This window comes from Reichenbachiella sp., assembly GCF_033344935.1.
In the GTDB taxonomy this organism is placed as follows: Bacteria; Bacteroidota; Bacteroidia; order Cytophagales; family Cyclobacteriaceae; genus Reichenbachiella.
The window spans coordinates 4000325-4014199 of the sequence record NZ_JAWPMM010000001.1; the positions used below are offsets into that span (position 1 = coordinate 4000325).

Annotated in this window: 11 protein-coding genes; 6 read left to right on the top strand and 5 right to left on the bottom strand. The window is 40.1% G+C overall.

Annotated features, from left to right (window positions below; all coding sequences use genetic code 11):
* Positions 1 to 214: 214 nt before the first annotated feature.
* From R8N23_RS17095 to R8N23_RS17110, 4 genes are all read left to right on the top strand, one after another.
* Positions 215 to 1159, top strand: coding sequence for a phosphoribosylaminoimidazolesuccinocarboxamide synthase (locus R8N23_RS17095; protein WP_318172827.1), 945 nt, complete (start codon positions 215 to 217; stop codon positions 1157 to 1159).
* A 20-nt stretch (positions 1160 to 1179) separates the two neighbouring features.
* A complete protein-coding gene (locus R8N23_RS17100) occupies positions 1180 to 1557 on the top strand; it encodes an STAS domain-containing protein (RefSeq protein WP_318172828.1) in 378 nt (125 codons plus the stop codon).
* A gap of 39 nt (positions 1558 to 1596) precedes the next feature.
* On the top strand, positions 1597 to 2511 hold the full coding sequence (locus tag R8N23_RS17105; protein ID WP_318172829.1) for a ribonuclease Z: 915 nt from the start codon (positions 1597 to 1599) through the stop codon (positions 2509 to 2511).
* A 410-nt stretch (positions 2512 to 2921) separates the two neighbouring features.
* On the top strand, positions 2922 to 3737 hold the full coding sequence (locus tag R8N23_RS17110; RefSeq protein ID WP_318172830.1) for a queuosine precursor transporter: 816 nt from the start codon (positions 2922 to 2924) through the stop codon (positions 3735 to 3737).
* A gap of 126 nt (positions 3738 to 3863) precedes the next feature.
* Here the strand turns inward: R8N23_RS17110 and R8N23_RS17115 are convergent, their stop codons facing one another.
* On the bottom strand, positions 3864 to 4955 hold the full coding sequence (locus tag R8N23_RS17115; RefSeq protein ID WP_318172831.1) for an o-succinylbenzoate synthase: 1092 nt from the start codon (positions 4953 to 4955) through the stop codon (positions 3864 to 3866).
* A 125-nt stretch (positions 4956 to 5080) separates the two neighbouring features.
* Here R8N23_RS17115 and R8N23_RS17120 point away from each other — a divergent pair, with 125 nt between their 5' ends.
* Entirely contained in the window at positions 5081 to 6283 is a 1203-nt protein-coding gene (locus R8N23_RS17120; protein WP_318172832.1) for an S-adenosylmethionine:tRNA ribosyltransferase-isomerase, read from the top strand.
* A 93-nt stretch (positions 6284 to 6376) separates the two neighbouring features.
* On the opposite strand, the gene R8N23_RS17125 is transcribed toward R8N23_RS17120, so the two are convergent.
* Complete coding sequence (locus tag R8N23_RS17125) at positions 6377 to 7189, bottom strand: ion transporter (RefSeq protein WP_318172833.1); 813 nt, start codon at positions 7187 to 7189, stop codon at positions 6377 to 6379.
* A 222-nt stretch (positions 7190 to 7411) separates the two neighbouring features.
* Here R8N23_RS17125 and R8N23_RS17130 point away from each other — a divergent pair, with 222 nt between their 5' ends.
* Complete coding sequence (locus R8N23_RS17130) at positions 7412 to 10144, top strand: triple tyrosine motif-containing protein (protein WP_318172834.1); 2733 nt, start codon at positions 7412 to 7414, stop codon at positions 10142 to 10144.
* Positions 10145 to 10224: 80 nt separating this feature from the next.
* Here the strand turns inward: R8N23_RS17130 and R8N23_RS17135 are convergent, their stop codons facing one another.
* The 3 genes from R8N23_RS17135 to R8N23_RS17145 all read right to left on the bottom strand — a co-directional run bounded on the left by R8N23_RS17135 (position 10225) and on the right by R8N23_RS17145 (position 13826).
* Positions 10225 to 10494 carry a hypothetical protein gene (locus R8N23_RS17135; protein WP_318172835.1) on the bottom strand — a complete coding sequence of 90 codons (270 nt, stop codon included), beginning with the start codon at positions 10492 to 10494 and terminating at the stop codon, positions 10225 to 10227.
* On the bottom strand, positions 10494 to 11837 hold the full coding sequence (locus tag R8N23_RS17140; protein WP_318172836.1) for a PhoH family protein: 1344 nt from the start codon (positions 11835 to 11837) through the stop codon (positions 10494 to 10496). The genes R8N23_RS17135 and R8N23_RS17140 overlap by 1 nt, the downstream gene beginning before the upstream one ends.
* A gap of 150 nt (positions 11838 to 11987) precedes the next feature.
* Positions 11988 to 13826, bottom strand: coding sequence for a peptidase M61 (locus R8N23_RS17145; RefSeq protein ID WP_318172837.1), 1839 nt, complete (start codon positions 13824 to 13826; stop codon positions 11988 to 11990).
* Positions 13827 to 13875: the final 49 nt, after the last annotated feature.

The following is a 13875-nucleotide window of genomic DNA, read 5'->3' on the forward strand; positions in this document are numbered from 1 at the left end:
AAACCTTAGCTTGACGGCTATGGCACCTGTTTCGGCATCTCTTTCCGAAACAAACGCTGTCATTTCATACAGATCGCGGAACAGGTCCGCGAAGGGCTGAGAAGATTGATCCCTGAGGCTCACAACTTTCTATAGTCGGATAATTTAAAAAGTTGATGACAAGATTTCTCACTCCGTTCGAAATGACATTTACGATTTTATGTACTTTTGCCGCATGACAAAAGGGCTAAAATCTACCAATTACAAATTCGAAGGACAGACCAAAAAATACACCGGCAAAGTGCGAGATGTGTATGAGTTTGAAAATCAACTCGTCATGGTGGCTTCGGACAGAATTTCGGCATTCGATGTGGTACTACCAGAACCCATTCCTTACAAAGGTCAAGTGCTCAATCAGATCGCAGCGCGGTTCTTAGACGCCACCGCTGACATTGTACCCAACTGGGTAGATTCGGTACCGGATCCTAATGTAACTGTTGGCAAAAGATGTGAACCGTTTCAGGTAGAAATGGTAATCAGAGGCTATCTGGCAGGACATGCAGCCAGAGAATACAAGGCGGGCAAAAGAGTGCTTTGCGGCGTAGCATTACCAGAAGGCTTGAAGGAAAATGACAAGCTACCCGAGCCAATCATCACCCCGACGACTAAAGCCCATGAAGGACACGATGAGGATATTTCCAGAGAAGAGATATTAGCACAAGGCATCGTTGAAGAAAGCCTTTATGTCCAGTTGGAAGATTATACCCGTAAGCTATTCCAAAGAGGTACTGAGATGGCCGCCGAAAGAGGATTGATTTTGGTGGATACCAAATATGAGTTTGGGATGTACGATGGTCAGATTATTTTGATCGATGAAATTCACACTCCTGACTCCTCGCGCTATTTCTATCAAGACACATATCAGGAATTACAAGATAAAAACGAGCCACAAAGACAACTTTCGAAGGAGTTTGTTCGTCAATGGTTAATCTCCGAGGGATTTCAAGGCAAGGATGGACAAAAGGTTCCGGAAATGTCAGAAGAAAAAATTAATTCCATTTCTGAACGCTACATAGAGCTTTACGAAAAAATCACTGGAGACACTTTCGACCGAGTGCCTACCGAAGATATCGAAGCACGCATTCAGTCGAACATCGAAAAATCGATTAAATTACAATAGAAGAGATTAAATCAAGGACTATGAAGTTTACACTAGACAGACAAGAAAAATACAACACATTAAAAGTAGATGAGGAAAAATTGGACTCAACGATTTCTCCAGATCTTAAATCAGAATTCCTGACTATTCAAGGACAGGGCATCAAAAATATCATTGTGGACTTGTCTGATGTGAAGTACATCGACTCTTCTGGATTAAGCGCGATACTTGTAGGCAATAGAGTTTTTTCTGAAGCAGAAGGCTCATTCATATTGGCTGGAGTTTCAGAGCATGCGATGAAATTGATCAAAATCTCTCAGCTCGATGGTGTATTGGATATTCTTCCAACCGTAGAAGAAGCAGTAGACGCTGTCTTTATGAACGAGCTAGAGCAAGGCCTTGAAAATGGGGAAGACTAAGTCTTTCTCCATTTTCTCAATCAACTAAACCAACACTTATTGTCATATACCCTACAAATCCTCGGCTCTAATGCCGCGATAGCGGCACATCATAGACATCAGACTTCGCAAGTCCTTACTATGATGCAGGTGCCGTTTTTGATCGACTGCGGAGAGGGCACCCAAGCCAGGCTCAAAAAGTTCAAGGTCAAATCCCAACGAATCGATCACATTTTTATAAGCCATTTACATGGGGATCATTTTTATGGATTGATGGGTCTGATCTCCTCTATGCATTTGTATGGCAGAAAAAAAGAACTCAATATTTATGGCCCTCCTGGACTGAAGGAAATCATCGCCATTCAACTCAAGTACTCACAGTCTTCTCTGAATTATAAAATTAATTTGACAGAATGGACGCCGGGAGAAAGTGAATTATTGTTTGAGAATGTGAACCTGACGGTACATTCTTTTCCATTAGATCATCGAATTGACTGTTCGGGATTCCTCTTTCGAGAAAAACCAAAGAAGCGTAGAATCAAAAAAGGCTTGCTGGAGAAGGACATCTCACCGCTCAAAATCATTGCGCTGAAAGACGGTAAAGATGTTCTGGATGATGATGGCAATGTCCTGCTTGCCAATGACAAGTATACTATGCCCCCGGCCCGATCGTGCTCCTATGCCTTCTGCTCCGACACCAAATACACGGAAAGTATCTTACCCTATATCCAGAAAGTGGACTTGCTCTATCATGAGGCGACCTTCATGGAAGATATGAAAGAACGTGCCGAAGCCACTCACCACACCACGACCAAACAAGCAGGTGAAATCGCTAAAAAAGCAAACGTAAACAAATTGCTTATCGGTCACTTCTCCACCCGCTACAAAGAGCTTGAGCCCATGCTCGCCGAAACCAGAAGTATCTTCGAAAAAGCAGAATTGGCGATTGAGGGTGAGGTTTTTAGGGTGGAGTGATTGCATAAAAAAGAGGGCTCTTTGATAAAGTACGTCATTGCGAGAAGTAAATTTTGCGCAAGCAAAAGAAACGACGTGGCAATCTCCATCGGACTTATTCTATCCAATTTTCGTGCAGACAACTGAAAAATTAAGATTGCCACGTTGTACATTCGACTAGCGTCGAATTGTACGCCTCGCAATGACGGAAAAGATTATACTCACATCCTTGGGGTTACTCCTACTGATTCCTTATTTTGGAATTGAAAAAAGCCCTTAGAATTAAAAATACCTTACAAATATTCAAAATATGATAATTGTCTTAATAATTGTTGGTTTTCTCATCTTTGCTAGATTAGGCTTTCTATTTGACAGATGGAGAGAATGACAGAGTCTTAGCATTTTTATCTAATAATAAGTGAAAACATAAAATGAACACCCCTTCGGCTGAATTTCAAAACAAAAAAACAAACCTCTTTCTGGTACTCGCTGGAATATTCATCACCAGTGCGCTATTGGCAGAATTAGTGGGTGTGAAGATATTCTCCGCAGAGAAAGCGATAGGAGTCAACCCTGCACAGATCAAGCTGTTCGGAGACTTTGTCTTAGATTTTAACCTTACAGCCGGTGTCATCCTGTGGCCAGTAGTGTTCCTGACTACCGACATCATCAATGAATACTTCGGTAAGGCTGGCGTGAAGAAAATTAGTTTTCTTACGGCCGGACTCATCTCATTCGCTTTTATTATCATTTATGTGATCACGATTCTGCCTCCTGCAGATTTTTGGTTGAGTGTGAATGGTACAGACCCAAATGGTGAAGTATTCGATATCAACTATGCCTTCAAGGCCATTTTCCGTCAGGGACTGGGCATCATCGTAGGTTCACTCATCGCCTTTTTGATTGGGCAATTATTGGATGTATATGTTTTTCAAAAACTCCGAAGGATTACAGGCACCAAAATGATTTGGCTGCGCGCAACGGGCTCCACTTTGATCTCACAGCTGATCGATAGCTTTGTTGTGTTGTTTATCGCTTTTTATCTACTTGCACCTGAGAATACCCAATGGCCTTTTGCACAAGTCATGGCGGTGGGCACGATCAATTACATTTATAAATTCAGTGTGGCTATATTGTTGACGCCGCTGATCTATTTGGGGCATCACCTGATCGACAGGTATCTTGGAAAAGAAAATGCTGAACACTTAACTGACGAAGCAGCAGCATCCAGCAAATCCATAATATAGAATGCAAATTCTTCCTTAGGTGGTTGTTCTCATTTAATAAACGAACCGTGTTGTATTAATGAATAAAAGTTCGTGACATTTCTCATAAATGTCAATTCCTTTCGATCAACGAGTTGAATTTGAAGATCAATTGAACTTGAGGTCTCCGAAGTCCCAACTTAGTGTCTGATTGAAGACAATTTCTTCACCTTGGATAGCTAAGGGTGAGTGAATGTTGTTTTCGAATAACTGACCTGTGCCAAGGCCTTGGTGACCCGTGTAGTCGTACTGCGCTGTAAACTGACAAATGGCATTAAGTCCAACATTAGACTCTAAGGCTGAGGTGATCCACCAGCCAATATTTTGAGATTCGGCTATTTCAATCCATTCGGCAGTGGCTGCAAAGCCTCCTACCAATGAAGGTTTGAGAATAATATAATCTGGCTTGATGTCTCTAAGCAGTTCAGTTTTTTCACGCTTGCCGAAAACTCCAATCAACTCCTCATCCAGGGCAATAGGAACTTTAGATTTTTCACAAACCAATTGCATGGCTTCGGGTTGCTTCGGCATGATTGGCTGTTCGATAGAATGTAACTCAAACGCTGCTAACTGGTCAAGTTTTTTCAAAACATCTTGCGTGATGAAAGCACCATTTGCATCTACTCTTAAAATCAATTGATCCGCAGGATATTGAGCGCGGATATATTTGAGCAGCTCACATTCAGCATCAAAATCAATAGCTCCTATTTTCAGTTTAATACATTTGAAACCGAGTTTGAGCTTTTCATCAATCTGCTTTTTCATAAAATCCTTCTCTCCCATCCATATCAATCCATTGATAGGAATGCCTTTTTCTGAATTGTAAAAGGAATTATCGAAAATTTTGAAATTGCCACCATGAAACAAATCAAGCAAGGCCGTTTCCAGTCCAAATCGGATGGCAGGTCTAAACTCAGACACTACCCGACTTACTAATTTGAAGATTCCTTCTTTCGAACTAGGCAATTCTTCTTGTGACAGTGACTTTTTCAAATCCTCGAATTCAGCCTCAAAATCCACGCTGTAGTCAAAACTCAATCGTTCGATCGTACTTACCTCTCCTAGCCCAAAGATTTTCGGGTCATCTTTCCGACATACCTTGAGAATCCAGGCCTCTTTGGTTTTGAGTACTCCACGAGAAGTACCTGCATCAAATTTGAATTTCAGAATGTGTTTGGCGAATTTGAGAGCTAATGGCATAAAAGTCATATTTGATTATATAGGTCAGGATTTAAACCCTGACCTATAAAGATTGAATAAAATTAGCCATTCGTTCCGCATTATGATTAGAATATCAGAATTTTGAACTTTCAAATAAATATCCGATGGCCTCAGATTCTGCTTCGCTAGAAAAATACCTATACGAACTTCCCGAACAGCGCATTGCTAAACATCCTTTGGCAAATAGAGATGACTCCAAACTCTTGCTCTATCAAGCTGGAGACATCAGACATCAAACATTCAAGGAGGTAGTTGATTTGGTGCCAGAAAACGCACTGCTTTTTCTCAACAACACCAAGGTTATAGCCGCCCGACTTTTTTTTCAAAAATCTACCGGCGCACAAATCGAGGTATTTCTCACAGAACCAATCCTGCCGCACACCGAATTTCAAAAAGCACTGAAAGCTAAAAATAAATGCACCTGGAAATGCATGATAGGCAACCTAAAAAAGTGGAAGGATGAGAATGTTCTATCGCTTGCGCTAAATGAAGAACTGAATATCGAAGCCGGATTAGTTGATCGTGAACAAAACCTGGTTGAATTTTCTTGGGCCGGAGATCAGGAGTTTTTGACCATAGTTGAAGCTGCAGGACATGTGCCGTTGCCTCCCTACCTCAATCGAGAAGAAGAGAAAGAAGACAAAGATCGATATCAAACTGTCTTTTCCGAACTTGAAGGCGCAGTAGCTGCTCCAACAGCCGGCTTACATTTTACAGATGAAATTCTGGAACGGCTCAAATCGAAAGGTGTGAAACAAGATCGAGTCACACTTCACGTAAGTGCCGGAACTTTTCGTCCTATCAAAGACGCGGACTTCAAAAATCACGACATGCACAATGAACGAATCATTGTAAATAGAGTGAACATTGAAAACATATTGGCTGCCAAGGGGCCAATCATTCCTGTAGGCACCACCGCTTTGCGTACTTTGGAAAGCCTTTATTGGTACGGAGTAAAATTGACAAAAGACAGCTCGACAAAATTCTTCGTTGAAAAAAATGATCCTTATGAAGCGCGCCTTCAGGGCGTTTCTTTGCAGGAATCTATGCAAGCTATTTTGGCCAAAATGGATCAAAAGGGTAAGTCAGAGTTGAAAGGAGAAACGGAAATATTTATTTACCCTGGATATGATTTTAAAGTCGCCAAGGGACTGTTTACCAATTTCCACATGCCTGCCTCCACCCTGGTATTGTTAGTTGCTGCTTTTGTAGGAGACGACTGGCAAAAAATCTATCAAGAAGCGCTTGACAATGACTACAGATTCTTGAGTTATGGCGATACTTCTTTGCTTTTGCCGAAAGGCTAAACTTTCAGCTGACTCTATTCGTATAAGAAGTAATTTTCCTAGTTTGATTTTTAAAGGTCCCGTTTTCCGAAAGCATTCGAATGATGGGACTTTTTATTTGTCGAGCTTTTTGATCAGTCGATCAATTTTTCTATTGAGCATTTCGATCTGATGCTGAGACTTTCGGTGTTCTGCCAACGTGATTTCGGATTTCAGCTCCTCCTCTTCTTTCACATCCTGCATATGCATCTCATTCATCGTATTCACCACTATGGCAATAAAGATATTGAGCGTAGTATATGTTGCAATCAATATGAACGGAATGAAGAACAAATAAGCATAAGGCGTTTGATCCATCATCGGTCGAGCTATGCCGGAGGACCAGCTTTCGAGTGTCATGATTTGAAATAAGGTAAACATAGATTCACCTATATCCCCAAACCACTGCGGAAATTCCTGGCTATATAAGTTAGTCGCCAACACAGCAAAAATGTAGAAGACCATAATCAATAACACCATGATCCAACCGATACTTGGAATGGATTTGATCAGCGCTTCGATGATCACACGGAGTTTTGGCACATTCTTGATCAGTCGAAGTGTTCTTAAAATTCGAACCGTACGGAATACTGAAAATGAGCCAGCGGCTGGAACGGCCGCAATCGCCACGATTAAAAAATCAAAAATATTCCAGGCACTCGTGAAAAACCTATAGCTAAAAGCATACAGCTTTAGAACAATCTCAATGACAAAGACGGCTAGAATAGCATCATCGATCCATTGGAAGAAAGCACCGAAGTTTCTCATCAGTGGTTTAGAAGTTTCCATCCCAATGGTAATACTATTGAGTATAATTAGTCCAACGATGAAGTTTTGGAATCTTGGGCTCTCAAGAAATTTTCCCAGTTTTTCTCTGTGATTGGCCATTTTCAAGTTTTATTCAACTGCTTTTTTCAAAAGTTAGGCAAATATATAAGACTCAACAAACAGCTTTGATTTTTAAATTAAATAATTGAAGATACGCTGTACAAGGAAAGAAAAGGTGAAGGCTCATTAATATTCATTTTTTAATAAAAAATACCGGAAGGTTAATATTCTCAACCTTATTATATTTGACTATAAAGTATTTTCATACTAAATCAAATCCCGATGCCTATTTCTACTTTGAAAAGTTACCTACTCATTTTCTTGTTGTTCTTAACAAGTATTGCTCAAGCACAAAAGGGTGATTTTCTACTCTCGCACTATTCATTGGATGTAGACGGTCTGGACAATCTCAACTTTGAGCTGAAGGTAAATGACGACGGTCAGTTATGCATTGCCAATCGATCTGGTGTGTTGCTTTATGAAGGAAACAACTGGGAATTTAAAGCTACTCCGAGTGCTGCCCTTTCTATCGACTTTGACTCTTTGGGCCACATATTTGTGGGATGTGCAGGAGATTTTGGGAAGTTTGGATTCTTAGATGGCAAATATCAATTCATTTCATTAAATCCTAATAAAACGGATGAAAGTCTCTATTTCAAAACTATTGTTAGAGATTCTGTGGCATTTTTCATTAGTGAGACTAATGTAATTAGATATCACTTAGGGCAGCAAAAATCTTTCATTACCTATTTGGACGATCCTGATGAGTATTTCACTTATCTCTTTGAGGCCGACGGAGAAATCATGGTTCAGACCAACAAGAAAATTTACCGCTACCATGAAGATCAATTAGTAGATGATTTGGATTGGAAGCTTCCTGAAAATGCGCAATTTCTATTTTTTGATAAGCACCCTACTAGAGATCAATATGTAGCCGGCACTACCGACAATAAAGTTTATATCTACAGAAAAAAGAACTTCTATGAGTGCAAAATGTCTAAGTTCCTTACCGAACACGAGTCCTTTGTAAACAATGGCGTTTGGGTCGACGATAATCATTTTGCACTCAGCACCCTCGAAGACGGCATTATACTCTATAGCAATCGACACTCAAAAATTGTCGATGTAATCAATCATGATAAAGGACTGCCAGATAATGAGATTTATACGATCGGCCGGGATCATGAAGGAGGACTTTGGATCTCTCATGAATTCGGTTTGTCAAGATTAGAAATTGGTGTACCGTTTAGAAGTTTCACCAACTACCACGGTCTCGAAGGCAACCTGAAAGATATTTATTGGTTCAGCGGGCATCTATATGTATCTACCAGTAAGGGCGTATTCTATCTGGAAAAAAGTCTCAACTACAAAAACACGGTGTATTATGTGCCAGTGAAGGGAGGAAAAGCCACAGCCACTACTGCTTCCGTATCAAAAAAACAGAAAAAAGCCCAGCGATCCAGAGGAGTGAAAAAAGGCCCAACTTCCGGAGGAAATACGAAAGGGACGACTACTAAATATGAACGGCGAGTAAAAAAGCATCTGGTGAGTTCTGGGTATGAGTTCATCAAAGTAGACGGCATCGAAGCGAAGTGTGAAAAATTTATTCGATATAAGAAAAAGCTACTGGTTGCCTCTTCCAATGGTCTGTATGAAATCAAAAAAGAATACAACAAAGTAGAGAAGGAATTCGAGCACTTGGCTGAGCTTGTAGTTCATGAGCCAATAAGATTTACTTTTATTGATAATCATGAAGGTCGCCTTGTAATTGCGAATCACTACAATGAAATCAAACTGTATAATCACGAAGATGAGATTTGGGTGCAAGAAGATCAAATCGATTTTCATGGGGAAATGGTACTCAGTGCCCTCCACCAACACAATGGCATCACCTGGTTTGCCACTCCTAGCCACCTGTACAGATATGACTCACTATCCTCGACTTATCATGATTTTCGCGAATACAAATACCACAACCAGTTTATAGATGAAGTAAGAATAGCTGCCATAGACAATCAGCTTTATTTAATTAACTCCATAGGGTACTTCTATCTAGACGGTGCCAAAGATACCATTCTCGAAGACACCACCTTGATGCAAAAAATAGGTCGGCCCATCAAGCATTTACAAGAGCATGGAGGGAAAGTTTGGGTAAATAATGGAGAGGCTTGGTATCAAATCAATAGAAACAAATCTGTGATCAAACGAGAGATTTTTGGTCTATTTCCTGACATGTCTTTCATTACCAACTATAGAGACAACATTTGGTTGATAGATGATTCTCACGAGTTACTCAAGTATTATCCAAGCCAGGATGACTCACTGATTTGGAGAAATCACATGTATCTGCGTGAAGCAAAAAGTAACAAAGGAGATGTGAACATCAATGTGAAGGGACCTATAGCTTTTGAACATGACGAGAATTCCTTCTATTTTGAAATGGCCAGACCAGACTACCGCGGATTGCTACAAATAGAATATCAATATATGCTTAGCGGTCTAAATGATAGTTGGTCTGAGTGGTCTACAAATAATCATATCAGCTTCAACTACTTACCTCCAAACAAATACAAACTTGACATCAGGTCTCGGGATCACTTTGGTCAAATCCAGCAATTAAAAACGGTGAAGTTCACCATCAAACCTCCTTACTGGCAAACGCTCTGGTTCTATGGCTTGCAGATTATATTCATGACTGGTTTGGTGATAGGTTCGGTAATTATGAACCGTCAGGCACAACAGAAGTACGTGATTGTAACCGAAGGGCTAACCATTCTAACGATAGTCATGGTCATCGAATTTTTGCAGACCGTGGCTGGTGGAACCTTAGGTATTGAAAGTACGCCGGTGATTGACTTTATGATCGATGTGGTGATTGCGCTTTGTGTATTCCCATTAGAGCAGTTTTTGAAAAAACTAATGAAAGTAAGCCGACAAGGTCCAGGCTTGAATGGAATGGCCTTTCTGGATTTGTTTAAGTTCTCTAAACCTGAAGCGCAAAAGGCAAAGGCCTAAAAATATTCCTCAAACAACAGAGGCCATGGATTATACCATGGCCTCCGTTGTTAAGCTTTTTTATTCAATAGGATGATTTGTCACCAACTTAATACCCAAACAATCAAAATAACAACTGCCAGCAATACAAAGAAAATTCCAACCCTATTTCGAAACGCTTGTTTTGCCTTTGCTTTTTTCACCATAATTAAATAGTGAATATCTTCTTTAGTGACTTTAAATTTAATTTTTCTTCTGGAGAAAAAACGATCTTTTTTTGATCGGTAATAAGGCTCAGTTGCTTTCAGTAGTTTTCGATTGTCATCAAAACTTTGCTTGCCCTGCCTGGAAAATCCTATCCCTCCTGTCATTACAAAAGTTCATTCGCCAAGTTAGCCAACTCAGAACGTTCACCTTTCTCCAGGTTGATATTAGCAAAAAGCTCTTGCCCCTGAAGGCGATCTACCAAGTAGGACAAACCATTACTTTGTGAATCAAGATAGGGTGTATCAATCTGATGTATATCTCCTGTAAAGACAATTTTAGTATTTTCTCCGGCACGCGTGATAATCGTTTTTACCTCATGTGGGGTCAAGTTCTGTGCCTCGTCCACTATGAAATAAATATTGGATAAGCTTCTTCCTCTGATATAAGCCAAAGGTGTGATCAACAGTTTTTCTTGATTCACCATGTCGGTCAATCGTTTGTACTCCTTATCCGTCTCCTTATAATGATTTTGAATAAACTTCAGGTTATCCCAAAGTGGCTCCATATACGGATTGAGCTTGGACTTGATATCTCCAGGTAAATAACCAATATCTTTATTACTCAACGGTACAATCGGTCGTGCCAAGTAGATCTGTTTGAACTCGCGCTTTTGTTCCAATGCGCAGGCCAGTGCCAATAAGGTTTTACCTGTACCTGCCATTCCGGTTATAGCCGCCAGCCTTACATCCGGGTTCATCATACAATGAATCGCAAAAGCCTGCTCTGCATTCCGTGGCTTGATGTTGTAAACCGTTTTCTTTTCTACATGACCCAATTTTTCTGTCACAGGGTTGTAAAAACTCAGCGCAGAATTTTTAGGGCTTTTGAGAATGTAATACCCGTTGTTATGAAACGCATAGTCCTTAGCTACTTTCTTAGGGTCTATTTCTCCTTTTTTGTAAAGTGTATCTATAGCTGTAGCTGGCACTTTACCTACCTCGTACTTTCCAGTTACGAGTTCCGAAGCATCCTTGATCTTTCCGGTTTCGTAATCCTCAGCGGTTAGGTCCAGGGACTTCGCTTTCAACCGGAGATTGATGTCTTTCGAAACCAAAATCACTTTCCGCCCCTTCTCTTCTTTTTTGAGTCTGAGGGCAGCATTTAGAATTTTGTGGTCATTTTTTCTATCCCCAAAAATCCTAACAGCATCAAAATCGGGATCGGCCTCCGAGTGCATGAGCACTTTAAATTTTCCTTTGGTTTTCCCATTGAGCGGAATCCAATCCTGAAGCATATGGTCCTTCGCTAATCCATCCAAAAGTCTGGCAAATTCACGTGCTTCGAAGTTTAATGTATCGTTGCCTTTTTTGAAATTATCTAACTCCTCTAATACCGTAATAGGTATCCCAATATCATGCTCCGCAAAGTTCATTATGGAGTCATGTGAAAAGAGAATTACTGATGTATCAAGGACAAATATTTTTTTCTCACTACCTTTCTTCGCCATATCAATGTAGGAATTAGTTCTTTAGTAAAATGGAAAATTTTACATTAATCTACAAGCGAACCGAACGATTATCGGGGATTTAATAGGAAGAAATTTTTAACATTTCCAGAGAGTCAACCCCGGAAGTATTTTCAACGGTTGTTTGTTAATTTATTTGTTAATCCAAGCCTTTCTTAATTTCAATTGAGCTTCTGAAGGATTATCCGAAAGCATTACAGATGATTCAATTTTCCTGTCGATTTCAATGGCTTCCGCTTTTAGTTTTACTTTTTTGAGTTTACCCTTCTCATCGCTTCGCAACACTATCGCCTGGATTTTGTCTCCAACCTGATGACGATCTGTAAAAGCCAGGAATTCTTCCTCATAGTTTTCAATATCAATTTCAACACCATCAAATTTGTAGATGATATCACCAACTTCGTATCCCATTTCTTTACCGAATATATTCATCTGATCAATAGATTGAATAATCAATCGGTTATCCGATTCATTCACAGAAAAACTGAGGTGCCCTAGCGACAATTCTTTTTCAGTTCGTGCACGCTCAAACGCCACTCCAACTTTCTCAAGCACTTCTTCATAGGGTATAGAAGTAGTTCCTTCCACATACGTAGAAAAAAACTCTCGAATCTCAGGATAGGTCATTTCAGTAATGACATCAAATAACTCCTCATCTTTAAATGATTGTGTTTTGCCATACTTCTTTGCTAGATCGCGCATCATATCTTGTACACCATACTTCCCTTCGGACAATTCCCTCAATCGTATATCCAATGCCATCCCAATCAAGGCACCCTTCTGATAGACATTGCCATATTCATCTTTTGTTTCCCCAAGACAATGAAGACTCAATTCGGTAAAAGGTAATTGATCATCAAATCTGGAAGTGGATTGAGCAATCTTACCTTCCAATACATTCAGATATTCTGCTAGTGACATCTCCCCATACTTTACCTGAGCCAAACCTGCGGCGTATTCCGTCATTCCCTCATACAACCATAGATGTTTTGACATTTTCGGATTGATAAAATCAAAATCACCGATTTCCTCGGAGTGCACATTGAGAGGGGTTAGAATATGGAAAAATTCGTGAGCCGCCACATCTCGAATCACTTGTGCCAATCGAAATGGATCTATTTCTGGCAAACAGTAAAATGAAGAATATGAATGCTCTAACGCACCCAACTTGCCAGATAAAGGACTGGTATCAAATAAATAAATGATAAAGGCATATTTATTTACTGGCAGCTGCCCAAGATATTCGTGTTGTGCTTTGAGGGTTGGTTCAACTTGCTCCTTTACGAAAACTGGATCTAAAACTTTATTGGGAGAATAAACAGCGATCAATATCTCAGCACCGCCAATTTCGAAAGTCGTGGTATCAGGCGACGAATACATAATTGGCCCATCGGCAAGATCGAAATAGTTAGCAGCCAAAAAGACATCTGACGAGTTGCTTGTAGATACTTTATCCAATGCAGAAGCGCCATACATTCCCATAGGGTAATCTATATGCAATTCGTAAGCAAAATCCTTCATGCCCTGCAGGTAACCAGCAAATCCGAAGGTATTGATGACAAAGTTCTTTCCCTCTTCTATATTAGTACCGGCCGGCTCAAATATGAAATTAGATTTATCAGAATCAAAAGTATCGTCGATCCAATAGGAAACTGACGCCAGTGCTCTGCTCTCCTTTACTAAAATTCGATTGTCTGTCAGTCGCTGAGTTTCCAGCTCATTGCCTTCAGTATCAATTGCCTTGAAATCAGTGAAAAATCTACCAAAATCGTAAATAGAATAAGTACCTGGTACGATCTTAGGCATTCGGAATTCTATTTCTTCTGCTTCGACCTTCGGCACCTTACAGATCACTTTTACTTTATCATCCACCACCGTATTCAAATCGATGGAAATGGTATATTTCTCTTGAGCCAGTAGAGAGGTAGAAATACACAACAAGGCAACTAAAAAACTGATCCTAATATTCATCTGATAAAATTTTCTCAATAATATGGCGTATCTCTTTAAAAACAAGAGC